We start from the raw sequence: 26,814 nt of genomic DNA on the forward strand, positions 1-26,814 counted from the left end.
TCGTCACTCCTCCATCAGCGTCGCGGCCAGCGTGCCGCCGAGTTCGTAGGCGCGGTCGCGCACACCGGAGTCGACTCCGCCGACGACGTCGAGCACGTCGGCCGCCTTCGTCAACGCCAGCCCCGTCGCCAACTTTTCTACCGCCTTGACCGCGCCGACGGTGTCGTTATTGCCGTGCACCCACAGCCCGTACGGCCGGCCCGCGACGTGGTCCAGGCTCGGGTAGTAGACGGTGTCGAAGAAGTGCTTGAGCGCCCCGCTCATGTAGCCGAAGTTGGCGGTGGTGCCGAACAGGTACCCGTCGGCGTCGAGCATGTCGGGCAGCGTCGCGGCCAGCGCGGGCCGCACCACCACCTCCACGCCGGTGACATCGGGGTCGCGGGCGCCGGCCAGCACGGCTTCGAGCACTTCGCGGGTACCCGGCGACGGCGTGTGGTGCACCACCAGCAGACGACTCATCGGCGGCCCTCCATCTCGACGGCTTTCTTCATCGCCTCGCGCGCCCTGGTGCGGTCCCCCGCGTAGTCGTAGGCGCGGGCCAGGCGGTACCAGCGCTGCCAGTTGTCGGGGTCGCTTTCCACTTCGTCACGCACGGTGGCGAACAGCGCGTCGGCCGCGTCGCGCTGGATCCGCCCGGACGGCATCCGCGGCAGGTCGCTGACGTCGAGTTCCATCCCGTCGGCCTTCGCGATGCGGGCCAACCGCTGGTGCGCCAGCCCGGCGCGCAGCGTGCTGACCATCGCCCACGCCCCGATCAGCGGCATCGCCAGCAGCGCGAACCCGAGGACGACGGCGGCCCCCTCGCCGGTTCCGATGAACGCCATCGCGATCCGGCCGAGCAGCAGGAAGTACACGACCAACGCCACGCACATGAAGCCGATCAGCACTTGGATGCGCAGTGCGCGCCCGTCCTCGGACATCAGCGTCGAGCGCTCACTGCAGATCGAGCAGCGGCTCGATGCCGACCGTCAGCCCGGGCCGTTCGGCGACACGGCGCACCGCCAGTAGCACGCCGGGCACGAAGGACGTGCGGTCGATGCTGTCGTGGCGGATCGTCAGGGTCTCCCCCTGGGTGCCGAACAGCACTTCCTGGTGCGCGACGAGACCCGCGAGCCGCACCGAGTGCACGGGGACACCGTCGACATCGGCCCCGCGCGCCCCGTCGAGACCGGTCGAGGTCGCATCGGGGTTGGGCGGCATGTCTTTTCGCGCCTCGGCGATGAGCCTCGCCGTGCGCGCCGCCGTCCCTGACGGGGCGTCGGCCTTGTGCGGGTGATGCAGTTCGATCACCTCGACCGATTCGAAGTACCGTGCCGCCTGCTGGGCGAAGTGCATGCTCAGCACCGCGCCGATCGCGAAGTTCGGCGCGATCAGCACCGCCACTTCGGGTTTGGCGTCCAACCAGGTGCGCACCTGAGCCAACCGGTCGTCGGTGAACCCGGTGGTGCCGACGACGGCGTGGATCCCGTTGTCGATGAGGAACTCGAGGTTCTTCATCACCACCTCGGGATGGGTGAAGTCGATGACGACCTCGGTGCGGGTGTCGACGAGGCGGCTCAGCGGATCACCCGCGTCGACGCCGGTGCTGAACGTCAGATCGTCGGCGTCTTCGACCGCCGCGACCATCGTCGTGCCGACCTTGCCCTTGGCGCCCAGAACTCCCACTCGCATGCGGTCACCCTATGGGATTTCGTCGCCCGCCCGACCAACCGCTCGCGCTACAGCGGGGACGCGCCGCGCATGTGCTCGAAGATCAACGACGTCTGCGTGCCGGCCACGTCGGCGTCGGCGTTGAGGTTCTCCACCACGAAGGACCGCAGGTCGTCGGTGTCCCGCGCGGCCACGTGCAGGATGAAGTCGTCGGCCCCGGCGAGGAAGTAGACATCCATCACCTGCGGGCGCTGCCGGATCTGCTGGATGAAGCTGTGGATCTTGCCGCGCGCGTTGGACTGCAGGCTGACCGAGATCATCGCCTGCAACGGCAACCCGATCGCGGCGGGGTCGATGTCGGTGTAGAACCCGCGGATGACGCCGATGTCCTGCAGGCGGCGCACCCGGCCGTGGCAGGTCGACGGCGCGATCCCGACCTGTTCGGCCAGCGCGTTGTTCGACAGCCGCGCGTCCCGGTGCAGGGCCGTCAGGATGCGGCGGTCCACGTCGTCGAGGGTGACGGGTCGAAAATCCTTCGACCGCCCGGCGCCATTACCCGCCGATGATGAAGAAACTTCGGCCATTGTGGCCCTCCCGAGAATTTCCAACGCATTTATTGCCAGCGTATCGAAGGTTCTTCACACTGAGTTTCAGCACACACTACGCCAAGGAGCGGTCATGCGCGTCGGCATCCCGACCGAGATCAAGAACAACGAGTTCCGCGTCGCCATCACCCCGGCCGGGGTCGCCGAGCTGGTGCATCGCGGCCACGAGGTCATCATCCAGTCCGGCGCCGGCGACGGCTCGTCGATCTGCGACGCCGACTTCAAACGCGCCGGAGCCCAGCTCATCAACAGCGCCGACCAGGTGTGGGAGGAGGCCGAGCTGCTCCTGAAGGTCAAGGAGCCGATCGAGGCCGAATATCACCGCATGCGCGAGGGCCAGACGCTGTTCACGTATCTGCATCTGGCGGCGTCCAAACCGTGCACCGACGCGCTGATGGCCTCGGGGACAACCTCGATCGCCTACGAGACGGTGCAGACCCCCGACGGCGCGTTGCCGCTGCTCGCCCCGATGAGCGAGGTTGCCGGCCGGCTGTCCGCGCAGGTCGGCGCCTACCACCTGATGCGCAGTCAGGGCGGCCGCGGCGTGCTGATGGGCGGGGTGCCGGGCGTGGCGCCCGCCGACGTCGTCGTCATCGGCGGCGGCACCGCCGGCTACAACGCGGCCCGGGTCGCGGCCGGCATGGGCGCCCACGTCACCGTGTTCGACGTCAGCATCGACAAGCTGCGCGACGTCGACGCCGAGTTCGGGGGCCGCATCGAAACCCGCTACTCCTCGATCCTCGAACTCGAGGACGCGGTCAAACGCGCCGACCTGGTGATCGGCGCGGTGCTGGTGCCCGGCGCCAAAGCACCCCAGCTGGTGACCAACTCGACCGTCGCGCACATGAAGCCCGGCGCGGTGCTCGTCGACATCGCCATCGACCAGGGCGGGTGCTTCGAGGATTCGCGTCCCACCACCCACGACGACCCGACCTTCGCCGTGCACGACACGATCTTCTACTGCGTTGCCAACATGCCCGGCGCGGTGCCGCGCACGTCGACGTTCGCGCTGACCAACGCCACCATGCCGTACGTGGTCAAGCTGGCCGACCAGGGCTGGCGCGCGGCGTGCCGGGCCGACGGCACGCTGGCCAAGGGGTTGTCGACCCACGAGGGTGCGCTGCTGTCCGAACAGGTCGCCGACGATCTCGGCCTCCCCTACACCGATCCGGCATCCGTGCTGGTCTGAGACTTTCTCGCGTGCTTCGGCCCGACACCCTTAAGGGGTGCCGGGCTGAAATCATAGGGATTCGCCCGATTCCTCCGGGGCGCCCGTTGCCATACCGTTAGGTCCAGCGGCTGGCACTCAGGACTCGGGGGGGATCCGGGAGTGTGGGGGGACAGCCGCTCTCACCACAGGCGGCCCGGCCCCGAGGGGTGGCCGGGCGGCTTGGTGGTGTCTTCTCAGCCCAGCAGATGCGGCACCAGCAGCGCGGCCAGCTGCCCGATCACCGGGCGGAGACCCGGTGCGTCCGCGTCGTCGCCGGCCGTGCGGATCATCAGCGACAGCAGCAGGCGCTCACCGTTGGGCCCGTACGCGACGCCCACGTCATTGGTGCTGGCGTAGTCCCCGCTCCCGGTCTTGTCGGCCGTGGTCCAGCCCGCCGGCAGACCGGCGCGCATGCTCGAGGTCTCATTGGCGCGCATCCACCGCTGCAGCAGCTCGCGCTGGGGTGCCGCCAACGCCGTGCCGGTGAGCAGCGCGCGGTATCCGCCGCCGATGGCCTCCGGTGAGGTGGTGTCGCGCGGGTCGCCGGGCACCGCGGCGTTGAGTTCGAGCTCCCAGCGGTCCAGCCGGGACCGCTGATCGCCGATGCTGCGGGCGAATGCCGTGATCGCGGGCGGCCCGCCAATGGTGCGCAGCAGCAGGTTCGCCGCGGCGTTGTCGCTGACCTGCACCGCCGCCTGGCACAGTTCGTCCACGGTCATGTCGCCGGCCACCCGGGGCTGCGTCCTCGGCGAGTGGGCGACAATGTCGGCGGCGTCGACGCGAACGCGGCGATCGAGGCTCAGTTCGCCGCGCTCCACCAGTTGCAGAACCCGCGCTGCCGCATAGGTTTTGAACGTCGAGCACATCGCGAACGACTCGGCCGCCCGGTGCGCGACGGTGCGGCCGGTGTCGAGGTTGGTCGCGAACACCCCGATGAGCGCGTGGTGCTCACGCTCCAGATCCCGCAGACGCGATTCGAGCGGGACGGGTTGGGCGAGGGCGGGCGAGATCGGAGAGGCCGCCAGCCCGGCGAGGGCGAGCCCGCCGGCCAGGACGCGGCGCCGCGACAGTGCAGTCATCGCGCCCAGCCTAGGCGATCAGCCCGCGATCACTCGAAGTGGCTGAGGCAGCGATCTTTTCGACCTTTGCGGGCCGAGCACCGCGCCGCCGAACGGGCGGGACAGCAGTCGGCGCGCGACGCTGTTGACCTCGTCGAGGGTCACCGCGTCGATGTTGGCGAGGGTCTGCTCGATGGTGCGGTGCTCGCCGTAATGCAGTTCGCTGCGGCCGATCCGGTTCATCCGCGAGCCGGAGTCCTCGAGTCCGAGCACCAGCCCACCGCGCAGCGAGCCTTTCGCGATCCGGCACTCGGCTTCGGTGATCCCGTCGCGCGCCACCGTCTGCAGCACGTCGGTGGTCACCCGCACCACTTCGTCGAACCGCTCGGGCAGGCATCCGGCGTAGACCGACAGCGCTCCGGTGTCGGAGAACGTGTCGACCGTCGAGTACACCGAGTAGGCCAGCCCGCGGGTCTCCCGAATCTCCTGGAACAGCCGCGAACTCAGGCCGCCGCCGAGCGCGGTGTTGAGCACCGACAACGCCCAGCGGTGGTCCCAGTGCCGCCCGGGGGTGCGGACCCCCAGGTTCAGGTGCGTCTGTTCGGAGTCCCGGTTGATCAGTTCCAGGCGCGGTTGGCCGCTGACCCGGCCGGTCCCCTTGCGCGGTGACACCGGGGTGCGGCCGCGGACCAGGCGGGGCCCGAAGTACTCCCGGGCCAGCGCGACGACGTCGTCGTGGTCGACGTTGCCCGCGACCGCCAGCACCATCCGCTCGGGCGTGTAGCGACGCACGTGGAAAGAGTGCAGTTGCCCGCGGGTCATCGCCGAGATCGAGTCGGCGCTGCCGATCACCGGCCGTCCCACGGGATGGCCGCCGAACATCGCCGACAGGAACACGTCACCGAGGGTGTCCTCGGGGTCGTCGTCGCGCATCGCGATCTCTTCGAGCACCACGTCGCGTTCGATCTCGACGTCCTCGGCCGCGCACTGGCCGCGCAGCACCACGTCGGCGACCAGGTCGACGGCCAACTCGAGGTCGGTGTCGAGCACGTGCGCGTAGTAGCAGGTGTGCTCGCGGGCGGTGAACGCGTTCAGTTCGCCGCCGACGGCATCGACGGCCTCGGCGATCTCGACCGCCGAGCGCGTCGGCGTCGACTTGAACAGCAGATGCTCCAGGAAGTGCGCCGCGCCGGCCACGCTGGGGCCCTCGTCGCGCGAACCGACGTTGACCCAGACCCCGACCGACGCGGAATGCACCGCAGGCAGGTACTCCGTGACGACCCGCAGGCCGCCGGGGAGCACCGTGCGGCGCACGCCGGCCGAGGATCCGGTGCCGCGCTCGGCGCGGCGCAACGCCCTAGCTGCTCGCCGTGGCGGCATCTGCCGGTGCAGTCTCCGAGTCGGCGTTCGCTGCGTCGTCCTCGTCGACCAGCACCAGCGAGATCTTGCCGCGGTTGTCGATGTCGGCGATCTCCACCCGCAGCTTGTCGCCGACCTTGACGACGTCCTCCACCTTGGCGACGCGCTTGCCGCGGCCCAGCTTGGAGATGTGCACCAGGCCGTCGCGCCCCGGCAGCAGCGACACGAACGCGCCGAAATCGGTTGTCTTGACCACAGTTCCGAGGAACCGCTCGCCGACCTTGGGCAGCTGCGGGTTGGCGATGGCGTTGATCTTGTCGATCGCCGCCTGCGCCGACGGACCGTCGGTGGCACCGACGAACACGGTGCCGTCGTCCTCGATCGAGATCGACGCGCCGGTCTCCTCGGTGATCTGGTTGATGATCTTGCCTTTCGGCCCGATCACCTCGCCGATCTTGTCGACCGGCACCTTGATCGTGGTGATCCGCGGCGCGTACGGGCTCATCTCGTCGGGCCCGTCGATGGCCTCGGCCATCACGTCGAGGATGGTCAGGCGCGCGTCCTTGGCCTGCGACAGCGCCCCGGCCAGCACCTGCGACGGAATGCCGTCGAGCTTGGTGTCCAGCTGCAGCGCGGTGACGAACTCCTTGGTGCCGGCGACCTTGAAGTCCATGTCGCCGAAGGCGTCCTCGGCGCCGAGGATGTCGGTCAGCGCGACGAAGCGGCGCTCGGTCTTGCCGTCCACCTCGATGTCGTCGGACACCAGGCCCATCGCGATACCCGCGACCGGGGCCTTGAGCGGCACACCGGCGTTGAGCAGCGCCAGCGTCGATGCGCACACCGAGCCCATGGACGTCGAACCGTTGGAGCTCAACGCCTCCGACACCTGACGGATCGCGTACGGGAACTCCTCGACGCTGGGCAGCACGGGCATCAGCGCCCGCTCGGCCAGCGCGCCGTGGCCGATCTCGCGGCGCTTGGGCGAACCGACGCGGCCGGTCTCACCGGTCGAGTAGGGCGGGAAGTTGTAGTGGTGCATGTAGCGCTTGGACGTCTCCGGACCCAGCGAGTCGATCTGCTGGGCCAGCTTCATCATGTCCAGCGTGGTGACACCCAGGATCTGGGTCTCGCCGCGCTCGAACAGCGCGCTGCCGTGCGCCCGCGGGATGACCGCGACCTCGGCGCTCAGCGCGCGGATGTCGGTGATGCCGCGCCCGTCGATGCGGAAGTGGTCGGTCAGGATGCGCTGACGCACAAGCTTTTTGGTCAGCGAGCGGAACGCGGCACCGACCTCTTTCTCGCGGCCTGCGTACTGCTCGGCCAGCCGCTCGAGCACCTCAGCCTTGATTTCGTCGGTGCGGTCGTTGCGCTCGGTCTTGCCGGCGATGGTCAGCGCCTCGGCCAGCGCGTCGGTGGCCACCGAGGAGACCGCGTAGTAGACGTCGTCGGCGTAGTCGGGGAACACCGGGTACTCGCCGACCGGCTTGGCGGCGCGGGCCGCCAGCTCCTGCTGCGCGTCGCCCAGCACCTTGATGAACGGCTTGGCGGCCTCGAGGCCCTCGGCGACGACCGCCTCGGTGGGCGCCTGCGCGCCCGCGCCGATCAGTTCGACGACGTTGTCGGTGGCCTCGGCCTCGACCATCATGATCGCGACGTCACCGTCGTCGAGCACGCGGCCCGCGACGACCATGTCGAACACGGCCCGCTCGAGTTGCTCGACGGTCGGGAACGCCACCCACTGGCCGTCAATGAGGGCCACCCGCACCGCGCCGATGGGGCCGGAGAACGGCAGACCGGCCAGCTGGGTGGACATCGACGCGGCGTTGATCGCCACCACGTCGTAGAGGTCCTTGGGGTCCAGGCTCAGCACGGTGACCACGACCTGGATCTCGTTGCGCAGACCCGAGACGAACGACGGGCGCAGCGGGCGGTCGATCAGGCGGCAGGTCAGGATCGCGTCGGTCGACGGGCGGCCTTCGCGGCGGAAGAACGAGCCGGGGATGCGGCCCGCGGCATACATCCGCTCCTCGACGTCGACCGTCAGCGGGAAGAAGTCGAAGTGGTCCTTGGGGTTCTTGCTGGCGGTGGTGGCGCTCAGCAGCATCGTCTCGTCGTCGAGGTAGGCGACGGCGGCGCCGGCGGCCTGCTGGGCGAGCCGGCCGGTTTCGAAGCGGATGGTGCGGGTGCCGAAGCTCCCGTTGTCGATCGCGGCGGTCGATTCGTACACGCCGTCTTCAATTTCAACTACAGACATAGGTGTCCGTATGGCCTCTCTGGTTCACTGTTCTGTTTTGCGTCGTCACAGCGTTCGAACCACGGGCCTCGATGGCTACGGCCATCGATCGAAGCTGCCGGCAATCGTTCCGGCAGCCACTACCGAAGACCGTGCGCCCAGGCAGGTCCGGTATGACGCGCGGGAGCGGTGCTCGCGGATATGCGAAGACCGCACCCTGGTCGTTCGAGCCGGGTGGGCAATCGAACTTGTCCATCGTACTCTGCGGCGAGTACGCGACCGAATCCCGGCGCGTTCTCCGCGCGCCGGGGCCGGTGTCAGCGGCGCAGGCCGAGCCGCTCGATCAGCGAGCGGTAGCGCTGCACGTCGACCTGCGCGACGTATTTGAGCAGCCGGCGCCGCCGGCCGACCAGCAGCAGCAGTCCGCGCCGCGAGTGGTGATCGTGCTTGTGCACCTTGAGGTGCTCGGTGAGGTCGGTGATCCGCTTGGTCAGCAGCGCGACCTGAGCCTCCGGCGAACCGGTGTCGGTGTCGTGCAGACCGTACTCGGAGAGGATCGACTTCTTCTGCTCGGCGGTAAGCGCCACGAGGTAACTCCATCTATTTCAGTCCGCGAACAACGGTCCGGGATCGGGTCCCGGCGGGGCGTGGCCACCGCGAACTGCAGCCGCCGCCCGGTCGGCACGAAGTTTAACAGCGACGGCGGAGCACGACGAAATCGTCGTTCCTCAGCCCGTCGGCACTCCGCGTTAGGAACCCAGGATGGCGCGGGCGTTGTCGGTGTCCACACCCATCTGCGCCACCAGGTCCTCGACCTTGTCGAACTTCTCCTGACCGCGCAGGCGGGCCACGAAGTCGACCGCGACGTGCTGACCGTAGAGGTCGGCCGCGGTGTCGAGCACGAACGCCTCCACGGTGCGGGTGCGGCCGGAGAACGTCGGGTTGGTGCCGACCGACACCGCGGCCTGGTACCGCTCGCCGGGCAGCACGCTGCCGGTGACCGGTCCGTGCCCGAGCACCGTGAACCACGCGGCGTAGACGCCGTCGGCGGGGATCGCCGAGTGCATCGGCGGCGCCACGTTGGCCGTCGGGAATCCCAGCACCCGGCCGCGGCCGTCACCGCGCACCACGACGCCCTCGACGCGGTGGGGCCGGCCCAGCGCCTCGGCGGCGGCGACCACGTCGCCGGCGTCGACACACGACCGGATGTAGGTCGACGAGAACGTGACGGTGTCCTCGACGTGCGGATCGGCCTCGGCCACCAGGGTCATGCTCTCGACGGCGAAGCCGAACCGCTCGCCGGCCTTGCGCAGCAGCGCGACGTTGCCGGCGGCCTTCTTGCCGAAGGTGAAGTTCTCCCCCACCACGACCTCGACCACGTGCAGGCGTTCGACCAGCAGTTCGTGGATGTAGCGCTCGGGGGTCAGCTTCATGAAGTCCGACGTGAACGGCATGACCAGGAAGACGTCGACGCCCAGCTCCTCGACCAGCTCGGCGCGCCGGGTCAGCGTCGTCAGCTGGGCCGGATGGTTGCCCGGGAACACGACCTCCATCGGATGCGGGTCGAAGGTCATCAGAACGGTCGGCACGCCGCGGGACCGGCCCGCCTTGACCGCGTGGCTGATCAGCTCCTGGTGTCCGCGGTGCACACCGTCGAACACCCCGATCGTGACGACACATCGGCCCCAGTCGGTCGGGATTTCGTCCTGTCCCCGCCAGCGCTGCACGGGGCAAGCCTACGGCGCGCCGGGCACCCTGCGCGCTGGTGGATGCCCAGATGAGGTGACCATTGCCTAAACTTTGTGGTGTGAATCCTGTCGGCGATGCTCGTGACCTGACGACGGTTGCCCAGGACTACCTGAAAGTCATCTGGACCGTCCAGGAATGGTCCCTGGAGAAGATCAGCACGAAACTGCTGGCCGAGAAGCTCGGCGTGTCGCCCAGCACCGCCTCCGAGTCCATCCGCAAGCTGGCCGACCAGGGGCTGGTCAACCACGAGAAGTACGGCGCGGTGACGCTCACCGAGGCCGGCCGCGCGGCCGCGTTGGCGATGGTGCGCCGGCACCGGCTGATGGAGACGTTCCTGGTTCGCGAGCTCGGATACACCTGGGACGAGGTGCACGACGAGGCCGAGGTGCTCGAGCACGCGGTGTCCGACCGCATGCTCGACCGCATCGACGCCAAGCTCGGTTACCCGACCCGCGATCCGCACGGCGACCCGATCCCGGCGCCCGACGGCCGGGTGCCCACCCCCGACGCGCGCCAGCTGTCGGTGTGCAGCGACGGCGACACCGGCACGATCGCGCGCATCTCCGACGCCGACCCCGAGATGCTGCGGTACTTCGAGAGCGTGGGCATCAACCTCGATTCGCGGTTGCGGGTGCTGGCGCGCCGCGACTTCGCGGGCATGATCTCGGTGGCCATCGAGAACCCGGCCGACTCCGAGGACGGCGCGAGTTCGACCACCGTCGACCTGGGAAGCCCCGCCGCAGAAGCGATCTGGGTGGTCGCCAGTTAGCCGCTCTTCTCGCCCAGTGTGAATCTGTGGCGAAAAATCGCCCGGATAATCGTCACAGCTTCACAGTCGGCGCTGCGGCAGTGCGTCAGCGTCGCCGTCGGCGCCCGGTGCGCCGGACATCCTGAGCCCCGACGCGCGCACGAGCCCCGCCAGCACGATTGCGACCAGCAACAGCGCAGGCACGTCGCCCAGCAGGTGTCCGCCGTGGTGTTCGCCGCGCACCGACTGCACGGCCATGATCGCGGCGTGGACGACGCTGGACCACACCGTGAACCAGATGAAGCTCAGATGCGCCCGCGGATTGCGCGCCGCCCACAGCAGGAAGACCCCCAGCGTGGCGTACAGCCCGACGATCATCATGAAGTAGTCCGAGTGGTGCGGCGGGCCCTGGTGCCATGCCCAGCCCGACGGCCAGAGCGCGGCAAGGGGGTACAGGCACAACGCGACCACCCCGAACACCCCAACAGCGACCTGCAGCGTTTTGTACGGAGACGGCATCGTCGGCCCCCATCGTTCGGACCGGGTCAGTATGCGCCCGATTCCGCTGACCTACAACGTCGCCGGGCGCAGCACCACCACCGGTTTGGTGCGCGACGAACGGTCCTCCAGCAGCGCGAGCACTGTGCCGTCGGGCGCGGTGGCGGCGTAGACGCCGTCGATGCCCGCGGGTTTGAGCGGTCTGCCGTGCCGGGTGTCCTCGGCCTCGGCGGCGTCGAGGTCCCGACGCGGGAATGCCAGCAGGCATGCGGCGTCCAGGCTGTAGGACAGCCGCGGCGCGTCGGCCAGTTCGTCGAGGGTACGGGCTTCGTCGAGGCCGAATCGGCCCACCCGGGTGCGGCGCAGCGCCGTGAGGTGGCCACCGACGCCCAGGGCGGCGCCGACGTCGCGGGCCAGCGCGCGGATGTAGGTGCCGCTCGAACAGTCCACCTCGACATCCACGTCGACCAGGTCACCGGCGCGCCGGACCGCGCGCACCTCGAACCGGTCGATACGCACACGGCGCGGCGCCAGTTCGACGGTCTGGCCCTCGCGGGCGAGCTTGTAGGCGCGCTGTCCACCGACCTTGATCGCGCTCACCGCCGACGGGACCTGGTCGATCTCGCCGCGCAGCGCGGCCACCGCGCGCTCGATCTGCTCATCGCCGACCTGTGCGGCCGAAACCGATTGCAGGAGTTCGCCGTCGGCGTCCTCGGTCGAGGTGGTCTGACCGAGCCGCAGGGTGGCGGCGTAACCCTTGTCGGTGGCGGTGAGCAGACCCAGGATCTTGGTGGCCCGCTCGAGTCCGACCACCAGGACGCCGGTGGCCATCGGGTCCAGCGTGCCGGCGTGACCGACCTTGCGGGTGCCGAACATCCTCCGGCACCGGCCGACGACGTCGTGGCTCGTCATCCCCGCCGGTTTGTCGACGACGACCAGACCGGGGTCGCTCATAGGACGATCGCGGTCAGCGCGATGCCGTCGCGCACCGACCACCGACCGGTCAGCGTCTCCAGCGGCGGGCCGTGCACCGCCGCCGGGTCGATCAGGATCCGGGACGCGAAGCCGCCGGAGGTACCGTCGCCGTCGACGTCGAACACGATGTGGGCGTCCTCGAAACCCAGCCACCGGCGGGTCAGCGGGAACCACGCCTTGTACGTCGCCTCCTTGGCGCAGAACAGGATCCGGTCCCAGTGCAGACCCGCGGGCAGCTGCTGCAGTTCGGTCCGCTCGGCAGGCAGGCTGATCGCGTCGAGCACCCCATCGGGCAGCACGCCGTGCGGTTCGGCGTCGATGCCGACCGAACGCACCTGCGTCGACCGCCCGACCACCGCGCCGCGGTATCCCTCGCAGTGGGTCAGGCTGCCGACGACTCCGTCCGGCCAGCACGGTTCGCCCTTCTCCCCCTTCAGGATCGGCACCGGAGCGACTCCGAGTTCGCCGAGAGCCTCTCGCGCGCAGTACCGCACGGTGACGAACTCGTTGCGGCGCTTGGCGACCGACCGCGCGATCAGCGGCTCCTCCTCGGGCAGCGGCGCCAGGTCGGGCGGATCCCGGTAGACCTCGGCCGCCGCGAGCGCGGACGGGGCCGCGGGCAGCACACCGGACAGGAGGGGGGCGGCGATCGTCATCCTCGCCGCTCCCGGATCCGCTGCTGCATCTTCTCGGCGTTCTCCCGCATCTCCTGGGTGATCTGAAAGTGCCCGCCGAACTCATTGAGGTAGCCGGGCGGGTACTTCGGGTCCGGCAGGATCTGACGCATCCAGCGATACGGCTTGCGGCGCCGCCACTCTCGCGGATAGCCGACCGAAACCTCCTCGAAGCGCACCCCGTCGTACCAGGTGGTGCGCGGGATGTGCAGATGGCCGTAGACCGAGCACACCGCGTTGTAGCGGGTGTGCCAGTCGGCGGTCGCGGTGGTGCCGCACCACAGCGAGAACTCCGGATAGAACATCGCCTCGCACGGTTCGCGCACCATCGGGAAATGGTTGACCTGCACGGTCGGAGTCATCCAGTCCAGGTCCTCGAGCCGCTTGCGGGTGTAGGCCACCCGCTCACGGCACCACGCGTCGCGGGTCGCGTACGGCTCGGCCGACAGCAGGTACTCGTCGGTGCCCACGATGTTGCGCTCCCGCGCGATCGCGAGCCCCTCGGCCTTGGTGGCCGCGCCCGCCGGCAGGAACGAGTAGTCGTAGAGCAGGAACATCGGCACGATCGTGGCTGGGCCGCCCTCTTCGGTCCACACCGGAAACGGGTGTTCGGGTGTGATGATGCCCATCTCGTCGCACATGTTGACCAGGTAGTCGTAGCGGGCCTTGCCGAAGATCTGCATCGGATCGCGGTTGGTGGTCCACAGTTCGTGGTTGCCCGGGATCCAGATCACCTTGGCGAAGCGCTTGCGCAACAGGTCCAGCGCCCAGTGGATCTCGTCGGTGCGTTCGGCGACGTCGCCGGCCACGATCAGCCAGTCGTCGGGCGAGGCGGGATACAGCGACTCGGTCACCGGCTTGTTGCCCGTGTGACCCGTGTGCAGGTCGCTGATCGCCCAGAGGGTGGGTCGTCGGCCGTCGCGTGTCACAGCCGACCAGCCTACTTAAGCGCCCCCGGCGGGCTCGTGCGGCAACTAGAACAGGTTCTGGTTTCCCCTCCGGCGCGTTCCGGCGGCCCGCTACACTCCCCGCAGGGTCGGATCGACGACGAAGGGGTGCGATGCTCGCCAAGCTGCGCTTGGTCTCGGTGCTGTGTGCGCTGGTCGCTGCGGTGCTCGTGGTGTGGCAGACGACTCCGACCGGCGTGCCGCACGTCGATTCGGACGATCTCCCGATGACGAACGTGACCACGTCGATCAAGTGGCCCGTCGTCGAGACGACCGATCCGTCGCCCTTCAACCCGTGCAAGGACATCCCGCTGGACGCGGTGCAGGCCATCGGGCTGGCGTTCACCCCGCCGGTCCCCGAGGACCAGCTGCGCTGCAAGTACGACGCCGGCAACTACCAGATGGCGGTCGAGGCGATCGTGTGGCGCACCTTCGAGGCGACGCTGCCGCCCGACGCCGTGCAACTCGACATCGACGGGCACCGCGCCGCGCAGTGGTGGATCATGAAGCCCACCGACTGGAACAACCGGTGGTGGATCACCTGCATGATCGCGTTCGACACCAGTTACGGCGTGCTGCAGCAGTCGCTGTTCTACTCGCCGATCTACTCCGAACCCGACCCGGACTGCATGCAGACCAACCTGCAGCGCGCCCACGAACTGATCCCGCACTACATCTTCTGACTTCGGCGTCCTTCAACTCGGCTGCGCGGGCGCCTGCGTAGCCTCGGTGTCGTGACAGCTTCCTCCGTGGCCGCTCCGGCGGCCGTCCCCTCGAAGGCCAGCCAGATCGCCGGGCGCACGGTCTCGCGCCTGCTGCGGCTGCCGCCGCACACCACCGGCTTCACCGTCAACCGGGTGCTGATCCCGATGCGCGACGGTGTCGAGTTGCGGGCCGACCACTACGCGCCCGCGACGGCCGAACCGGCGGGCACGCTGCTGGTGCGCTGCCCCTACGGCCGCGGCTTCCCGTTCGCCTCGCTGTATGCCGGGATCTACGCCGCCCGCGGGTATCACGTGGTGTTCCAGAGCGTGCGCGGGACGTTCGGCTCCGGCGGGGAGTTCAACCCGATGGTCAACGAAATCGCCGACGGCGCCGACACGGTCGCGTGGCTGCGCGAACAGGACTGGTTCACCGGCACGTTCGCCACGATCGGGCTGTCCTACCTCGGTTTCACCCAGTGGGCGCTGCTCGTGGACCCGCCGCCGGAGATGAAGGCCGCGGTGATCACCGTCGGACCGCACGACGTCAGCGGGCCCCGTTGGGGCACAGGCACCTTCGGGCTCAGCGACTTCCTGGGCTGGAGCCATCTGGTGGCCAACCAGGAAGACCCCAACCGCATCCGGGCGCTGGTGCGCCAACTGCGGTCGCGGCGCCTGCTGGCGCGCGCGATGAGCAAGCTGCCCGCCGGCGAGGCCGGCCGCGCGCTGCTGGGCGACGGGGCGCCCTGGTGGGAGTCGTGGCTCGAGCACCCCGAGCCCGACGACCCGTTCTGGACCGCGCTGAACCTGCGCCGCGCGCTGGACACCACCGAGGTGCCGGTGCTGTTGATCGGCGGGTGGCAGGACCTGTTTCTGGAGCAGACCATCGACCAGTACCGGCGGCTGCACGAGCGCGGCGTCGACGTCGGGCTGACGGTCGGGTCGTGGACGCACACGCACCTGATGACCAAGGCTGCGCCGACGACCATCCGCGAATCGCTGGATTGGCTGGGCGCTCACCTCGGCGGCGCGCGACGCAGCCGTCCGCAGCCGGTGCGCGCGTTCGTCAACGGTCACGGGTGGACCGAACTGCCCGAGTGGCCGCCGCAGATGCCCGAGGTGGTGCGGTACCTGCAGCCCGGCGGCCGCCTCGGCGACGCGGTGCCGCCCGAGACCGCCGCGCCGTCGTCGTTCACCTACAACCCCGAGCACCCCACGCCGACCATCGGTGGTCGGCTGCTGTCGCCGGAGGCCGGATACCGCAAGGACGCCAAGCTGGCGCAGCGGCCGGATGTGCTGAGCTTCACCGGTGATCGGTTACCGACCGACCTGTATGTGGCCGGGTCACCGGTCGTGGAACTGGCGCACTCCTGCGACAACCCGCACAACGACCTGTTCGTGCGGATCAGCGAGGTCGACGCCAAGGGCCGGTCCCGCAACGTCAGCGACGGATATGTCGGGGCCGCAACGGATTCCGGGACCGTGCGCATCGAGCTCGATCCGGTCGCACACCGGTTCCGGGCCGGCTCCCGAATCCGGGTACTGGTCGCAGGTGGGTCGCATCCGCGGTTTGCGCGCAACCTCGGCACCGGTGAGCCTCTGGGCGCGGGCAGCAGACTCGTCCCGGCGACCCACAGTGTGCATCTGGGTGACGGCGCGTCGCGCCTGGTGCTGCCCGCCGGGCCGCAGCCGCCGTCGAGCAAATAACTTTCTGGCACGCAACCCTTTCATATCAGACGCATGGAAACCCTCCGCATGATTGGCGCGGACAAGCCGAAACCGCGAACCTTGAATTGGCTCGCGGTTTCGTCGGGTGCGGGTCAATCGCCCAGCAGGAACATCGGCGACGAGGACGGCCCCCAGATCCGTGGCGGGGTGACCGCGGGCGGGAAGACCTGGATCGCGACGTGTCCGGGTCGCTGGGTGGTGGTGTTGCGACCGGCATCGTTACTGTTCGGGACGGTGGCGGCGGCCGCGGCGGGGGCGGTGATGATCGCCGCTGCCGCCGCGCTCGAACCCAGCAGCATGGCGATGGTGCCCAGTGTGACCTTCATGGTGTGCTCCCTTGATCTACGGATTCGTATTCGGCGAATTCGCCGGATGCGTTGTCGTACACAATTCAATCTAGGGAGCTACCGGGTGGACGTCGCGACCTTCAAATGGAATTCACACAGAAGGCGTAGCGGCAATTACAGCAAACTGTCTCAGCCGACGGCGCTGCGCACCTGATCCGCGATCTGTTCCAGCGTGGCATCGTCGTGTAGGGGATCGTCCAACACCGGATCGATGGGCAGCTCGACCCAACTCGTGCAACCGGCATAGTCCGGAGTGCGGGTCAGGCGTAGCGGGGTGAGCAGCGGGCTGGTCTGGACGACGAGCGCGGTGAGCCGGTGCCTGGGCCGAAAGTCCAGCCGGTCGGCGCGCACCGAGTCATCGGTCCAGATATGCAGTGGTGCAACCTGTTCCAGGTTCTCGGGCCGGTTGACTTCGACCGCGGCGACCACGGCGGCGCCCGCCCGGATCGTCACGGCGCTGTCGGTGCTGTCGACGGCCGCCGGTTCGAGCAGATCGCGGTGTTCGGTGCGGACGCGTTCGGCGTGGCTGTGCGCGACGGTCGGAAACAGCAGGAACCGTGACGCCGACACCGCGAACCGCTTCTCGTGGATGCCGCCCTTGCGCAGCAGGACGGTCTGCCGGCCGTCGAGCAGCGCGTGGATGGCGGCGCTCCACTCCTTGAGTGCGGGCGACGTCGGCGTCGCGGTCATCGCGCCTCGGCCGCGGCGGCGATGCGGGCGCGGACTTCGGGACGGCGCAGCGGCGGGACGGTCTTGGGGGGTTGGCGGCGCGGCGGCAACTCGCCCAGCAGTCGGCGGGTCGTCGCGGTGACCTCGGCGACGGCGGCTTCGAAGGCCTCCACGTTGGCCGCCGTCGGCCGGGTGATCCCGCTGACTTTGCGGATGTACTGGCGCGCGGCCGCCTCGATCTCCTCGTCGGTGGCCGCGGGCTCGAGGCCGCGCAGCTCCGTGATGTTTCGGCACATATTGCCCACGATAGGTTGATCGGGTGACTGACGACATCCTGCTCATCGACACCCAGGACCGGGTACGCACGCTGACCTTGAACCGGCCGCAGGCACGCAACGCCTTGTCGGCCGAGCTGCGGAAGCGGTTCTACGGTGCGCTCGGCCAGGCGCAGAACGACGATGCCGTCGACGTGGTGATCGTGACCGGCGCCGACCCGGTGTTCTGCGCGGGGCTCGACCTCAAGGAACTCGGCGACACCACGGAGCTTCCCGACATCTCGCCCAAATGGCCGCCGATGACCAAGCCCGTCATCGGTGCGATCAACGGCGCGGCGGTCACCGGCGGCCTGGAGATCGCGCTGTACTGCGACATCCTGATCGCCTCCGAGCACGCCCGGTTCGCCGACACGCATGCGCGGGTGGGGCTGCTGCCGACCTGGGGTCTGTCGGTGCGGCTGCCGCAGAAGGTCGGCGTCGGCATGGCCCGGCGGATGAGCCTGACCGGTGACTACTTGTCGGCCACCGACGCGCTGCGGGCGGGCCTGGTCACCGAGGTCGTCGCCCACGACCAGCTGTTGCCTGCGGCCCGCCAGGTGGCGGCCTCGATCGTCGGCAACAACCAGCGCGCCGTGCGTGCGCTGTTGGCGTCCTACCACCGCATCGACGAGGCGCAGACCAACGAAGGGCTGTGGATCGAGGCGGCGTCGGCGCGCGAATGGATGCGCAGCACCAGCGGCGACGACATCGCGGCCAACCGCGACGCCGTGCTGCAGCGGGGCCGCTCGCAGGTCCGCTGACACTGGGTGCGCACGCTCGTACGCTGACGAGCGTGAACGAGGCGCATGAGTACTGCGGCAGCGACGAGTGGCGGCAGCTGATCCGCGAGGTGATCCTGCCGTGGGCGATGGGCGAGGCGACCCTCGGCGACGACGTGCTCGAGGTGGGGCCGGGTTACGGCGCCACCACCGACGTGCTCAGCACCACGGCCGCACAGTTGACGTCGGTGGAGATCGACGACGAGCTGGCGGCCATGCTGCGCGAGCGGTTCGCGGACACGCCGTCGGTGCAGATCATGCACGGGGATGCGACCCGGCTCAGCTTCCCCGACGGACGGTTCACCGGCGCAGCATGTTTCACGATGCTGCACCACGTCCCGACCGTCGAGCTGCAAGACCGGCTCTTCACTGAGGTCGCCCGTGTGCTGCGGCCGGGGGCGGCGCTGGTGGCCAGCGACAGCCTCGGCAGCGACGAACTCGCCGTCGCGCACGAGGGCGACACCTACAACCCGATCGATCCGGCCACGCTGCCCGCCCGGTTGACCGCCGCCGGCTTCACCGACATCGCGGTGAAGACAACCGAATACGGCTGGGCGGCAGTGGCTCGCACCCGGACCCCGGATCGGACCCCGCTGTGACGGGACCCGATCCGGGTCGCGATCAATCCCGTCAGGCCTCGCCGTCGCCTGCGCCGCCCGCCGGCCCGTCGGAAGTGGACGTCTGCGAGTCGCTTTCGCCGGCCTGGCCCTCGGGCGCGTCGCTGCCGTCGGCCGGCGTGGTCACTGCACCCGGGGTCGTTGTGAGATCTCCGGCGATCTCGTCAACGACCGGATCGGCATCGTCGGGTTGCGTTGTGCCCATTCCGGTCTCACCGGGCTCGGCCTTGAGGCTGACCCGCACGAGATCGGGTTCGGTGTCTTCTCCCTCGACCTCGGGTGTCGAAACCTCCGCGACCACAGGTTCGTTCGCCGGTTCCTCGGCAGCCGGGGCAGGCGCAGCGTCTGCCGTGGTGTCCTCCTCGGCTTCTGCCACGACGTCCACCGTCACGGTCAGGTCAGGCTCCGACTTCAGCGGTGAGTCGCTCACCAGCGCCGCATCGGGAGCCGACGTCGTCGTGCTCTGACGAGCACTGGTCGTGGGCGACGCGATCGCCTGGGCCAGGCTCTTGATCGCGTCCATCACGGCGCCGACCGCGGAGATGCCGAACGGGCCGCCGATCAAACCGGCCATCGGGAAGTCACCGGAGGCCATGATGCCGTTGAGGAATGCGTCGGTGATCTTGGCCGGAGCGTTGAGCAGAGCGCTGACCAGCGAGACGGGATCGGCGCCCACCACAGCGTCCACGATGTCTTCGAGCGAGGCGGCCGTCGCCACCCCGGCCGAGTTCAACGGCCCGAGAATCCCGTTCAGCAGAATGCTCGGCAGGACGGACGGAACGCGATCGATGAAGTTGGCGATGTTTCGCAGCGGCTGGGACGCGACGCCCGTCGGGTCGATGATGTTGGCGAGGTCTTTGAACGGCTGAGAGATCACCCCTGCGATCGGGAACCCGGCCATGATCACCGGAAGACCGATCAGCACGCCGAGACTCGCGAATGTCGTCACGCCCTGTGCGAACTCGCCGCTGGCGAACTGGTCGATCATTTGACGGACCGTCGCGGGCACACCGAACGGGTCGGCGGGATCCATCGCCGCGCCCAGCTGGTCGACAACGGATCTGAGGGTGTCGGCGAGGATCCCGACCGACTCGAGCTGATTGGCGACGAACTGCTCGAACATCGCCGGGACGCTGTTCGGATCCGCTGGGTTCATCTGGCCGAGTCGCGCGACGAGCGCCTGCGCGACGGCCGGGAGGTTCGTCGCCATGCCGAGCTGATTGGCCAGGACCTGCCGAAGCAGCGGTGCAGGGTCGGCCAGCCACCGCTGCCCCACCGCGTTGACGTTCGACAGCGACGTCTCGATGACGCGAGCCCACTCCTCTACAGGGTTCGTCATCGCCGACAGTGCAAACGCCGGCGATGACGCATGAACCGCGGGAAGCGGTATCTCCGGTGCGGACGGGGCGATCGGACTGACCGCGATGGCGCCTGCACTCACAAGCGCCACACCTGCAGTCAAATAGGACCGCGAAGCAACGTGCATGGTTACTCCTTCAAGATCGACGAACTAAGACCGCTGAAACTTACTGACAAGTAGGTTCGCCTGTCAGCCGTTTTCGAAAGCTCGGCAAACCGCGGGCGATCGGCCATCGCGGGTCGGCAAACGAGCATGGACCAGCAGCTTCAGCGGCGATGGGGTACCGATTATGGCCGCCCGCGCGACCACCGCCGTCCGCTTGGGATACTTCGGTCGCGACTCGTGAAAGTTTGCTGAAATTGTAAGTTGGCTTAGGTTACCGAACCGTAGGGTCGGGCTTTCCGGCGGTTGGCGTTAGCGAGGGACTTTCCCGGTTCCACCGCGGCGGTGCGGGCGATCCGGCTGCCCGGTCCGCTACAAACCAGGCCCGTGAATACCGCAACGAAACGATCAGCAAAGAGTTGACAGAACTGGTCAATTTGTAAAGTCGACGGAATCCGTAGCTCCGGTCGGGCCGGTTCTCGAAAAACTTCTGAAAAAAGTGTCAGCGCGACGGGTGCGCGCCGCTCTTACCTGTGACCGCCACCCAACCGGGGTGGCCGCACAGACAGAGACAGCCATGACCACCTTCCAGACCGACCCCGACACCCAGACCGTCGCCGCAGGTTGGTCGTCCAGCCCGCTGGGCGGCCCCGACCACGATTTCCTCCTCGACGATCCCGCTGAGCCGACGCAGGTCGCGGACACTGACTCCGCCCGGTCGGTGTCCCGGCACGCGCTCATCGCCGCTGCCCTGGCGTTCGGCATCGGCGGCGGCGCCGCGCTGGGCCTGATGGTCACCGACTTCGGCCCGGGTGAGCCGACCCCGGTCACCGAGTCGCCGCGGCCGGCGGTGCTGATCACTCCCGAGGTTCCCGCGATGACGATTGCTCCGACGGTTCCTCCGGTTGACGTCGCGGCACCGTCGGCCATGCCGTCCGCACCGGCGCGAAGCACCGTCGTCGCGGTGCCGACGCCGCAGGCACCGGCTCCTCAGACGTCCGCCGACGACGTCCCGCCACCCCACGCGGACGACGCGCCGGCACCCGAACCGGAAGACCCGGCCCCGCAGCCGCCGGTGTTCGATGATCTGCCCTTCGAACTGCCCACGCCGCCGATTCCCGAACCGCCGGTGTTCGATCCGGATCTGCCGCTGGCACCGGCCCCGGCGCCGAACCCTGATCCGTTCCCGCTGCCGGATCTCGACCTCACCGCCAAGCCGTAACACGACGCGTGGAAAGACGTCATGACCGCAATATTCGACCCGGACATCCTCGGCCCGGCCGACACCGATGCGGAGCTGACCCGAGCGGCCGTCTCCGGCGACAAGCGAGCGTTCGCCATGATCTATGACCGTTACTCGAACCGGCTCTACGACTTCTGCGTCGGCATGCTCGGCAACCGCGACGGCGCGGCCGACTGTGTGCAGGATGTGTTCTGCACTGCGGCAACGCAATTGCCGCGGTTGCGCGATCCCGACAAGTTGCGGCCGCGGCTGTATTCCATCGCCCGCAACGAGGCGTTGCGGCGGATCCGCGACCAGCGCCGCGAGACGCCCACCGATGATCTGCCCGATACGGCGTCCGGCGACGCGGGACCCGAGGCGTTGGCCGCGCGACTGGAGTTGGCCGACCTGATCGCCGACGCGGCCGGGGGGCTGTCCGACCGCGACCGGTCCGTTCTCGAACTGGCTTTCCGGCACGACCTCAGCGGCCCGGACCTGGCCGCCGTCCTCGGAGTCATGCCGGCGACCGCCAACACGATCGTGCACCGGCTACGCCAGAACATCGAGCGCTCCCTGGGCGCGCTGCTGGTGTCGCGGCGGGTCCCGGGCCGACGGCGGCTGCGCCGAGCTCCGCGCGATCCTCGACGGCTGGGACGGAACTTTCAATGTGCTGATGCGCAAACGGATTTCGCGGCACATCGAATCCTGCGTGACGTGCGATGAGCAGCGGCGGCGCCTCGCCAGCCCTGCTGCGTTGCTGGGCGCTGCCCCGGTGTTCGTCCCGGCGCCGGCGTCGCTGCGCGACCAGACCCTGCGCGAGGTCCAACTGACCTCGTCGACGGCGACTGTTCACCCGATAACTGCCCGCGCCGACGAGGGCCGAAGCACGGTGCTGCCGGTCGCGGTGTTCGTCATCGCGCTGATCGCCGCGCTCGGCGCCGTCGCGCTCTGGGCGACCTCGCCGACGACGACCACCGTCCCGGTACCGATCGAGGCGGGCCAGACGATGGCCCCGCCCGTCCCGGCGCACGTGGGTCCGGCGCCGGTAACGCCGTCGGTCACCGCTGCCCCGGTGACATCCGAACGGCGAGCGGCGACTGCGCGGCCTGCGGTCTCGGTGCCGACCACGGCACCCGTCGCACCGCCGTCGTCACCGTCGCCGGCCGTGTCCTCACCGCCTCCGACCACCCCGCCGGCGCCGCCGCCGGCCTGGCCGCCGTTCCCGGACCTGCCGCAGTGGCCGCAGTTTCCGCAGTGGCCCGACGGGGCCGGCCCTGATCCTGGCGATCCAAGCGATCCCGGCGGTACGTTCACCGGCCCGTCGGACCTCGGCAGTCTCCCTTCCGCGGACCCGCCGCCCGTCGGCTGACATCAACCAACAACCGAAAGGACTGTGTGATGAACGAATTCCTGTGGGTGCTGCTCCTGCTTCTGGCCGCCCTGTGTCTGTTCGCCGGGAAGATCGCGCTGCACCTTGATCAGGGTGCCCAGCAGAACACGTCGATCTTGGAGGCGGCAGCGCCCACCGACCAGGGATACACGTCGGTGTGGCACGACCCCGGCACGGGGTCCGCGCGTGGCGACACCTACTTCCTCACCGACAATCGCGTCGCGCCGGACTGACGGCGGTCGGGCGATGTCGGAACAGCAAACGCGCCGAATACGCGTACACCCGGCGCCTACTGCGTACTCTGTGGTACGGCGATGGGGATCGCAATGACCGCAGTACCGCAGTGGCACGTCGAGGATGTGCGCACAACCGATGCCGAACTCGTGCGCGGCAGTATGTCCGGCGATCGGGCGGCCTTCGCCGCCATCTACGACCGCTACGCCGATCGCCTCCACGACTTCTGCGTCGGGATGTTGCGTGACCTCGACGGCGCAGCCGACTGCGTGCAGGAGACGTTCTGCATCGCCGCGACCCGACTGCCGCAGCTAAGGGACCGGGACAAGCTGCGGCCCTGGCTGTATTCGATCGCCCGCAACGAAGTGTTGCGTCGACTGCGAGAGCTGCGCCGAAACGCCGTCCGACGAACTACCCGACCATGAATCCGACGACGCCGACGCCGAGACTCTCTCGGCCCGAACCGAACTCGCCAACCTGATCGCAGAGGCCGCCGGCGGGCTGTCGGACCGCGACCGGGCGGTACTGGACCTCACCTTCCGGCGCGGTCTCGACGGCCCCGAACTCGCCGAGGCACTGGGAGTCAGCCGCGCCAGCGCCAACACGATGGTTTCGCGGTTGCGTCAGACAGTAGAGCGTTCTCTCTACGCGCTCCTGGTCTCACGCCGCGCGCAGCGGAACTCCCAGGGGTGCGCAGAGCTTCGTGGAATCCTGGCGTTGTGGGACGGTCAGTTCACCGTGCCCATGCGCAAACGGATCTCCCGACACATCGAGTCCTGCGCCGTGTGCGACGAGGAACGACGCCGGCTCGTCAGTCCGACCGCCCTGCTGGGGGCGGCGCCGGTGATGATCCCGGCACCGAGGTGGCTGCGCGACAAAACAATGCGCGACATCGAACTCGTCAGCCACGACACCGCGATGGCCGGCGGCGCCGACCGTTCCGCCGGCGGGCATGGGGCCCGCGCGGACCGTAGGCGAATGATGTTGGCGGCGTTGCTGATCGCCGAATTGGCGGCGGCGACCGCGCTGCTGATTGCCTACATCAACTCGTCGTCGGCGACCCCCGTCTCCCCCGCTGAGGTGAGTCAAACTGCGACGCCCGACCCGCCGAGCGCACCACCCCCGCCGCTACCGCCGCCTCCGCCGGCACCGTCGCCACGCGATGAGCCGACCCCCCGGTCAGCCCCGCCACCGCAACCGCCTCCGTCGATCGTCGTCGTTCCGCCGCCGGCCCCCGAGGCGGATGTGCCGCCGGCCGAAGAGCCGCCCGCCACGCCGGCGGCTCCCTCCACCAAGCCGCCGATGTCGTTCAGCCCGACGGCGGTGGTGACCCCGGCGCCCCCACCGGATTCCGACGGCGGCGGCAACCGGCGCTCGAGCCGGGCCGGCGCATCGTAAATTCGATTCGCGAAGAAGTGTCAGCGGAGGGCGGCTTGTCGGCTCTTACCTGCGACAGCGACCAACGCGGCGACGAGCCCGCTCCCGCCGCCGCCCTCCAGGTGGTGGCGCAGCATGGCGGCCGGAGCTACCACGTCCTGCTGATGATCGGCGGCGAGCACGACAACGCGACCTATCAGCGCGACGCCGAGGCGATCCTGGCGGGGTTCGAGGTTCTGCCACCGGCCAACTCGTAGATCTGACTGGGATCGGCGTATGCGCACGTTCGCGGCTCGCGAGCGTGCGCGCACCGCTGCGATTCCGCGGCGTGTCGTGTGCAGACATGCACGCTCACCGCAACAAGTCAGCCCGTGCCGGGGACCAGCCAGCGGCCGGATAAGGCGCGCCATCCGACGAACACCAGGCGCAGCACCATGAACGTCGACAGCCCCGACCAGATGCCGAGCAGCCCCCAGCCGAACGCCAGCGACAGCCAGATCAGCGGCAGGAAGCCAAGCAGGGCGCTCGCCAGCGTTGCGTTGCGCATGAACTTCGCGTCGCCGGCGCCGAGCAGCACCCCGTCGAGCGCGAAAACTATTCCCGCGACGGGCAATTGGGCCACCAGGAACCACCACGGCACCCCGATGGCGTCGAGCACCGACTGGTCGTCGGTGAACACGCTCGGGAACACCGGCGCGCCGGCGGCGAACACCGCCGCCAGCACCGTTGCCGCCAGCGTCGAGAAGATCGTCACCCGCCAGGCCACCGACTTCGCGTGCGTCAACTGGCCGGCGCCCAACGCGGCACCGACCAGCGACTGCGCGGCGATCGCCAGTGAATCCAGCACCAGCGCAAGGAAATTCCACAGCTGCAGGACCACCTGGTGGGCGGCGACGGAGGCCGCGCCGAACCGGGCCGCCACCGCACCCGCCGAGACGAAGCAGGCCTGGAACGCCAGCGTGCGCACCACCAGGTCGCGGCCCATCACCACCTGCGCGCGCAGGATCTGCGGCTGGATCCGCAACGACGTCCGCTCGACCACCAACGCCCGCACGAACAACACCGCGGCCAGCCACTGCCCCACCAGGTTCGCCACCGCCGACCCGGCCAACTCCAGCCGCGGCATCCCCAGCAGGCCGTACACCAGCAGCGGGCACAGCACCGCGGACACCGCGAACCCGAACACCACGAAGCGCAGCGGGCGCACGGTGTCCTGCACCCCGCGCATCCAGCCGTTGCCGGCCGCCGAAACCAGGATCGCCGGAACCCCGCAGACCGCGATCCGCACCCACGGCAGCGCCTCGTCGGCGATCTCCCCGCCGGCGGCCAATGCCGACACCAGCGGCGTCGCCGCCGCCTGCACGACCGCGACGAGCAGCACGCCGAGCCCGAGCGCCAGCCAGGTGGCCTGCACCCCTTCGCCGACGGCCGCGGGCCGGTCCCCCGCACCGAAGAAGCGGGCCGAGCGCGCGGTGGTGCCGTAGGACAGGAACGTCATCTGCGAGCTGACCGTCGTCAGGACCAGGCCGCCGATGGCCAGCCCGGCCAGCGCCAACGCCCCCAACCGGCCGACGACGGCGAGGTCGAACAACAGATAGATCGGCTCGGCGGCCAGCACCCCGAGCGCGGGCAGCGCCAGGCCGGCGATCCGGCGGCCGGTGACCGGTGGCGCCGCGGTGTCGTGCGGCTCAGCCAAGGGCGGTGCGCAGGGCGGTGACGACGTCGTCGGTGGACCCGGTCGCGGAGTATCCGGCGGCCAGCCGGTGCCCGCCACCGCCGAAGCCGCTGGCGACCGGCGACAGGTCAAACGATTTAGCGCGCATGGACACCGACCAGTGCCCCGGTTCGATCTCCTTGAACACCGCGGCCACCTCCGCCTGCTGGGTGGTGCGCACGATGTCCACGATGCTCTCGACCTCTTCGGGCCGCGCATCGGCCCACTCCTGGTGGCCCACCACCGCGTACACCAGACCGCGGCCGTCGACCGCGTCGGGCAGCAGCTGCGCCGAGGCCAGCACCCGCGACAGCATCGGCAGCCACGCGAACGGGTGGGTGTCGAGCAGCGTGCGGCTGATCGCCGCGTTGTCGACGCCGAGTTCGACCAGCCGCGCCGCGAGCCGGTGCGCGCGCGGGGTGGCCCACCGGAACGATCCGGTGTCGGTGGTCAGCCCCGCGTACAGGCAGTGCGCGACGCCGATGTCGATCGGCTTACCCCAGGCGTCGAGCAAGTCGGCCACCAGCATGGTGGTGGAGTCGGCGGACGCGTCA

The 26,814-nt window shown here is 69.4% G+C and carries 32 protein-coding genes; 13 read left to right on the plus strand and 19 right to left on the minus strand.

Annotated features, from left to right (window positions below; genetic code table 11):
• Positions 1 to 3 precede the first annotated feature (3 nt).
• Genes BHQ18_RS23895 through aldR form a run of 4 tightly spaced genes read right to left on the minus strand, consistent with a single transcriptional unit; the run spans position 4 to position 2,234 of the window.
• The gene (locus BHQ18_RS23895) at positions 4 to 459 is read right to left on the minus strand and encodes a flavodoxin family protein (RefSeq protein WP_069416137.1); all 456 of its coding nucleotides are present in this window, start codon (positions 457 to 459) and stop codon (positions 4 to 6) included.
• The gene (locus BHQ18_RS23900) at positions 456 to 920 is read right to left on the minus strand and encodes a tetratricopeptide repeat protein (RefSeq protein ID WP_069416138.1); all 465 of its coding nucleotides are present in this window, start codon (positions 918 to 920) and stop codon (positions 456 to 458) included. The genes BHQ18_RS23895 and BHQ18_RS23900 overlap by 4 nt, the downstream gene beginning before the upstream one ends.
• 13 nt (positions 921 to 933) lie before the next feature.
• Complete coding sequence (gene dapB, locus BHQ18_RS23905) at positions 934 to 1,671, minus strand: 4-hydroxy-tetrahydrodipicolinate reductase (RefSeq protein WP_069416139.1); 738 nt, start codon at positions 1,669 to 1,671, stop codon at positions 934 to 936.
• A 47-nt stretch (positions 1,672 to 1,718) separates the two neighbouring features.
• On the minus strand, positions 1,719 to 2,234 hold the full coding sequence (gene aldR, locus BHQ18_RS23910) for an HTH-type transcriptional regulator AldR (protein ID WP_069416140.1): 516 nt from the start codon (positions 2,232 to 2,234) through the stop codon (positions 1,719 to 1,721).
• A gap of 94 nt (positions 2,235 to 2,328) precedes the next feature.
• On the opposite strand from aldR, the gene ald reads away from it, so the two are divergent.
• Complete coding sequence (gene ald / locus BHQ18_RS23915) at positions 2,329 to 3,444, plus strand: alanine dehydrogenase (protein WP_069416141.1); 1,116 nt, start codon at positions 2,329 to 2,331, stop codon at positions 3,442 to 3,444.
• 215 nt (positions 3,445 to 3,659) lie between these two features.
• Here the strand turns inward: ald and bla are convergent, their stop codons facing one another.
• From bla to BHQ18_RS23940, 5 genes are all read right to left on the minus strand, one after another.
• Positions 3,660 to 4,544 carry a class A beta-lactamase gene (gene bla / locus BHQ18_RS23920; protein ID WP_069416142.1) on the minus strand — a complete coding sequence of 295 codons (885 nt, stop codon included), beginning with the start codon at positions 4,542 to 4,544 and terminating at the stop codon, positions 3,660 to 3,662.
• A gap of 18 nt (positions 4,545 to 4,562) precedes the next feature.
• Positions 4,563 to 5,903 carry a M16 family metallopeptidase gene (locus BHQ18_RS23925; RefSeq protein ID WP_084294312.1) on the minus strand — a complete coding sequence of 447 codons (1,341 nt, stop codon included), beginning with the start codon at positions 5,901 to 5,903 and terminating at the stop codon, positions 4,563 to 4,565.
• Positions 5,881 to 8,136 (minus strand): polyribonucleotide nucleotidyltransferase, encoded by a 2,256-nt coding sequence (locus tag BHQ18_RS23930; protein WP_069416143.1) that lies wholly within the window; start codon positions 8,134 to 8,136, stop codon positions 5,881 to 5,883. The genes BHQ18_RS23925 and BHQ18_RS23930 overlap by 23 nt, the downstream gene beginning before the upstream one ends.
• Positions 8,137 to 8,432: 296 nt before the next feature.
• Positions 8,433 to 8,702 carry a 30S ribosomal protein S15 gene (gene rpsO, locus BHQ18_RS23935; RefSeq protein ID WP_067224957.1) on the minus strand — a complete coding sequence of 90 codons (270 nt, stop codon included), beginning with the start codon at positions 8,700 to 8,702 and terminating at the stop codon, positions 8,433 to 8,435.
• A gap of 162 nt (positions 8,703 to 8,864) precedes the next feature.
• Complete coding sequence (locus tag BHQ18_RS23940) at positions 8,865 to 9,842, minus strand: bifunctional riboflavin kinase/FAD synthetase (protein WP_069416144.1); 978 nt, start codon at positions 9,840 to 9,842, stop codon at positions 8,865 to 8,867.
• A gap of 80 nt (positions 9,843 to 9,922) precedes the next feature.
• Between BHQ18_RS23940 and mntR the strand changes: the two genes are divergently transcribed.
• On the plus strand, positions 9,923 to 10,633 hold the full coding sequence (gene mntR / locus BHQ18_RS23945) for a manganese-binding transcriptional regulator MntR (protein WP_069416145.1): 711 nt from the start codon (positions 9,923 to 9,925) through the stop codon (positions 10,631 to 10,633).
• A gap of 60 nt (positions 10,634 to 10,693) precedes the next feature.
• Here the strand turns inward: mntR and BHQ18_RS23950 are convergent, their stop codons facing one another.
• From BHQ18_RS23950 to BHQ18_RS23965, 4 genes are read right to left on the minus strand one after another with little or no spacing between them, the layout of a single operon-like run.
• Positions 10,694 to 11,131, minus strand: coding sequence for a DUF6632 domain-containing protein (locus BHQ18_RS23950; RefSeq protein ID WP_069416146.1), 438 nt, complete (start codon positions 11,129 to 11,131; stop codon positions 10,694 to 10,696).
• Between the two features lie 51 nt (positions 11,132 to 11,182).
• Complete coding sequence (gene truB, locus BHQ18_RS23955) at positions 11,183 to 12,064, minus strand: tRNA pseudouridine(55) synthase TruB (protein WP_069416147.1); 882 nt, start codon at positions 12,062 to 12,064, stop codon at positions 11,183 to 11,185.
• Entirely contained in the window at positions 12,061 to 12,741 is a 681-nt protein-coding gene (gene pptT, locus BHQ18_RS23960; protein WP_069416148.1) for a 4'-phosphopantetheinyl transferase PptT, read from the minus strand. The genes truB and pptT overlap by 4 nt, the downstream gene beginning before the upstream one ends.
• A complete protein-coding gene (locus tag BHQ18_RS23965; RefSeq protein ID WP_069416149.1) occupies positions 12,738 to 13,688 on the minus strand; it encodes an ACP phosphodiesterase PptH in 951 nt (316 codons plus the stop codon). Before BHQ18_RS23965 ends, pptT begins: the two co-directional genes overlap by 4 nt.
• 131 nt (positions 13,689 to 13,819) lie before the next feature.
• On the opposite strand from BHQ18_RS23965, the gene BHQ18_RS23970 reads away from it, so the two are divergent.
• Complete coding sequence (locus tag BHQ18_RS23970; RefSeq protein ID WP_069416150.1) at positions 13,820 to 14,389, plus strand: DUF3558 domain-containing protein; 570 nt, start codon at positions 13,820 to 13,822, stop codon at positions 14,387 to 14,389.
• 51 nt (positions 14,390 to 14,440) lie between these two features.
• Complete coding sequence (locus tag BHQ18_RS23975) at positions 14,441 to 16,114, plus strand: CocE/NonD family hydrolase (protein WP_084294314.1); 1,674 nt, start codon at positions 14,441 to 14,443, stop codon at positions 16,112 to 16,114.
• Positions 16,115 to 16,227: 113 nt separating this feature from the next.
• On the opposite strand, the gene BHQ18_RS23980 is transcribed toward BHQ18_RS23975, so the two are convergent.
• From BHQ18_RS23980 to BHQ18_RS23990, 3 genes are all read right to left on the minus strand, one after another.
• A complete protein-coding gene (locus BHQ18_RS23980; RefSeq protein ID WP_069416152.1) occupies positions 16,228 to 16,461 on the minus strand; it encodes a hypothetical protein in 234 nt (77 codons plus the stop codon).
• Positions 16,462 to 16,611: 150 nt separating this feature from the next.
• The gene (locus tag BHQ18_RS23985) at positions 16,612 to 17,172 is read right to left on the minus strand and encodes a DUF1802 family protein (RefSeq protein WP_069416153.1); all 561 of its coding nucleotides are present in this window, start codon (positions 17,170 to 17,172) and stop codon (positions 16,612 to 16,614) included.
• Entirely contained in the window at positions 17,169 to 17,447 is a 279-nt protein-coding gene (locus BHQ18_RS23990) for a DUF2277 domain-containing protein (RefSeq protein WP_069416154.1), read from the minus strand. Before BHQ18_RS23990 ends, BHQ18_RS23985 begins: the two co-directional genes overlap by 4 nt.
• 23 nt (positions 17,448 to 17,470) lie before the next feature.
• Between BHQ18_RS23990 and BHQ18_RS23995 the strand changes: the two genes are divergently transcribed.
• Together BHQ18_RS23995 and BHQ18_RS24000 are read left to right on the plus strand one after the other, a co-directional pair.
• Complete coding sequence (locus BHQ18_RS23995; protein WP_069416155.1) at positions 17,471 to 18,226, plus strand: enoyl-CoA hydratase; 756 nt, start codon at positions 17,471 to 17,473, stop codon at positions 18,224 to 18,226.
• Between the two features lie 32 nt (positions 18,227 to 18,258).
• Positions 18,259 to 18,843, plus strand: a complete 585-nt coding sequence (locus tag BHQ18_RS24000) for a class I SAM-dependent methyltransferase (protein WP_069416156.1) — start codon at positions 18,259 to 18,261, stop codon at positions 18,841 to 18,843.
• Positions 18,844 to 18,874: 31 nt separating this feature from the next.
• On the opposite strand, the gene BHQ18_RS24005 is transcribed toward BHQ18_RS24000, so the two are convergent.
• The gene (locus BHQ18_RS24005; RefSeq protein ID WP_131815733.1) at positions 18,875 to 20,200 is read right to left on the minus strand and encodes a hypothetical protein; all 1,326 of its coding nucleotides are present in this window, start codon (positions 20,198 to 20,200) and stop codon (positions 18,875 to 18,877) included.
• 700 nt (positions 20,201 to 20,900) lie between these two features.
• On the opposite strand from BHQ18_RS24005, the gene BHQ18_RS24010 reads away from it, so the two are divergent.
• The 7 genes from BHQ18_RS24010 to BHQ18_RS24040 all read left to right on the plus strand — a co-directional run bounded on the left by BHQ18_RS24010 (position 20,901) and on the right by BHQ18_RS24040 (position 24,803).
• Positions 20,901 to 21,545: a hypothetical protein gene (locus tag BHQ18_RS24010; protein ID WP_069416158.1), complete on the plus strand. Its 645-nt coding sequence runs from the start codon at positions 20,901 to 20,903 to the stop codon at positions 21,543 to 21,545.
• Between the two features lie 21 nt (positions 21,546 to 21,566).
• Positions 21,567 to 22,268, plus strand: a complete 702-nt coding sequence (locus tag BHQ18_RS24015) for an RNA polymerase sigma factor (RefSeq protein WP_069416159.1) — start codon at positions 21,567 to 21,569, stop codon at positions 22,266 to 22,268.
• Positions 22,219 to 22,914 (plus strand): hypothetical protein, encoded by a 696-nt coding sequence (locus BHQ18_RS24020; protein ID WP_131815734.1) that lies wholly within the window; start codon positions 22,219 to 22,221, stop codon positions 22,912 to 22,914. The genes BHQ18_RS24015 and BHQ18_RS24020 overlap by 50 nt, the downstream gene beginning before the upstream one ends.
• 29 nt (positions 22,915 to 22,943) lie before the next feature.
• Complete coding sequence (locus BHQ18_RS24025) at positions 22,944 to 23,168, plus strand: hypothetical protein (protein ID WP_069416161.1); 225 nt, start codon at positions 22,944 to 22,946, stop codon at positions 23,166 to 23,168.
• Positions 23,169 to 23,261: 93 nt separating this feature from the next.
• Positions 23,262 to 23,594 (plus strand): RNA polymerase sigma factor, encoded by a 333-nt coding sequence (locus tag BHQ18_RS30640; protein ID WP_069416162.1) that lies wholly within the window; start codon positions 23,262 to 23,264, stop codon positions 23,592 to 23,594.
• Positions 23,595 to 23,907: 313 nt separating this feature from the next.
• The gene (locus tag BHQ18_RS30805) at positions 23,908 to 24,567 is read left to right on the plus strand and encodes a hypothetical protein (RefSeq protein ID WP_264010123.1); all 660 of its coding nucleotides are present in this window, start codon (positions 23,908 to 23,910) and stop codon (positions 24,565 to 24,567) included.
• 35 nt (positions 24,568 to 24,602) lie between these two features.
• The gene (locus BHQ18_RS24040) at positions 24,603 to 24,803 is read left to right on the plus strand and encodes a hypothetical protein (protein ID WP_131815735.1); all 201 of its coding nucleotides are present in this window, start codon (positions 24,603 to 24,605) and stop codon (positions 24,801 to 24,803) included.
• 107 nt (positions 24,804 to 24,910) lie between these two features.
• Here the strand turns inward: BHQ18_RS24040 and BHQ18_RS24045 are convergent, their stop codons facing one another.
• Together BHQ18_RS24045 and BHQ18_RS24050 are read right to left on the minus strand one after the other, a co-directional pair.
• Positions 24,911 to 26,242, minus strand: coding sequence for an MATE family efflux transporter (locus BHQ18_RS24045; RefSeq protein ID WP_069416165.1), 1,332 nt, complete (start codon positions 26,240 to 26,242; stop codon positions 24,911 to 24,913).
• Positions 26,235 to 26,814, minus strand: a 580-nt coding sequence (locus BHQ18_RS24050) for a DHH family phosphoesterase (protein WP_234794297.1), incomplete at its 5' end; no start/stop codon positions are given. The genes BHQ18_RS24050 and BHQ18_RS24045, both read right to left, overlap by 8 nt.

Source organism: Mycolicibacterium flavescens (assembly GCF_001722335.1).
Lineage (GTDB): Bacteria > Actinomycetota > Actinomycetes > Mycobacteriales > Mycobacteriaceae > Mycobacterium > Mycobacterium flavescens.

Coding starts and splice junctions, on each gene's coding strand:
- dapB (WP_069416139.1), bottom strand. CDS start 1,671: ATGCGAGTGGGAGTTCTGGGCGCCAAGGGCAAGGTCGGCACGACGATG.
- truB (WP_069416147.1), bottom strand. CDS start 12,064: ATGAGCGACCCCGGTCTGGTCGTCGTCGACAAACCGGCGGGGATGACG.
- BHQ18_RS23900 (WP_069416138.1), bottom strand. CDS start 920: ATGTCCGAGGACGGGCGCGCACTGCGCATCCAAGTGCTGATCGGCTTC.
- BHQ18_RS23980 (WP_069416152.1), bottom strand. CDS start 16,461: ATGAAGGTCACACTGGGCACCATCGCCATGCTGCTGGGTTCGAGCGCG.
- BHQ18_RS23925 (WP_084294312.1), bottom strand. CDS start 5,903: ATGCCGCCACGGCGAGCAGCTAGGGCGTTGCGCCGCGCCGAGCGCGGC.
- ald (WP_069416141.1), top strand. CDS start 2,329: ATGCGCGTCGGCATCCCGACCGAGATCAAGAACAACGAGTTCCGCGTC.
- BHQ18_RS24010 (WP_069416158.1), top strand. CDS start 20,901: ATGACCACCTTCCAGACCGACCCCGACACCCAGACCGTCGCCGCAGGT.
- BHQ18_RS24020 (WP_131815734.1), top strand. CDS start 22,219: ATGCGCAAACGGATTTCGCGGCACATCGAATCCTGCGTGACGTGCGAT.
- aldR (WP_069416140.1), bottom strand. CDS start 2,234: ATGGCCGAAGTTTCTTCATCATCGGCGGGTAATGGCGCCGGGCGGTCG.
- BHQ18_RS23990 (WP_069416154.1), bottom strand. CDS start 17,447: ATGTGCCGAAACATCACGGAGCTGCGCGGCCTCGAGCCCGCGGCCACC.
- BHQ18_RS23985 (WP_069416153.1), bottom strand. CDS start 17,172: ATGACCGCGACGCCGACGTCGCCCGCACTCAAGGAGTGGAGCGCCGCC.
- BHQ18_RS23895 (WP_069416137.1), bottom strand. CDS start 459: ATGAGTCGTCTGCTGGTGGTGCACCACACGCCGTCGCCGGGTACCCGC.
- pptT (WP_069416148.1), bottom strand. CDS start 12,741: ATGACGATCGCCGCCCCCCTCCTGTCCGGTGTGCTGCCCGCGGCCCCG.
- BHQ18_RS24015 (WP_069416159.1), top strand. CDS start 21,567: ATGACCGCAATATTCGACCCGGACATCCTCGGCCCGGCCGACACCGAT.
- BHQ18_RS30640 (WP_069416162.1), top strand. CDS start 23,262: ATGACCGCAGTACCGCAGTGGCACGTCGAGGATGTGCGCACAACCGAT.
- BHQ18_RS24005 (WP_131815733.1), bottom strand. CDS start 20,200: ATGACGAACCCTGTAGAGGAGTGGGCTCGCGTCATCGAGACGTCGCTG.
- BHQ18_RS23970 (WP_069416150.1), top strand. CDS start 13,820: ATGCTCGCCAAGCTGCGCTTGGTCTCGGTGCTGTGTGCGCTGGTCGCT.
- BHQ18_RS23950 (WP_069416146.1), bottom strand. CDS start 11,131: ATGCCGTCTCCGTACAAAACGCTGCAGGTCGCTGTTGGGGTGTTCGGG.
- bla (WP_069416142.1), bottom strand. CDS start 4,544: ATGACTGCACTGTCGCGGCGCCGCGTCCTGGCCGGCGGGCTCGCCCTC.
- BHQ18_RS23930 (WP_069416143.1), bottom strand. CDS start 8,136: ATGTCTGTAGTTGAAATTGAAGACGGCGTGTACGAATCGACCGCCGCG.
- BHQ18_RS24025 (WP_069416161.1), top strand. CDS start 22,944: ATGAACGAATTCCTGTGGGTGCTGCTCCTGCTTCTGGCCGCCCTGTGT.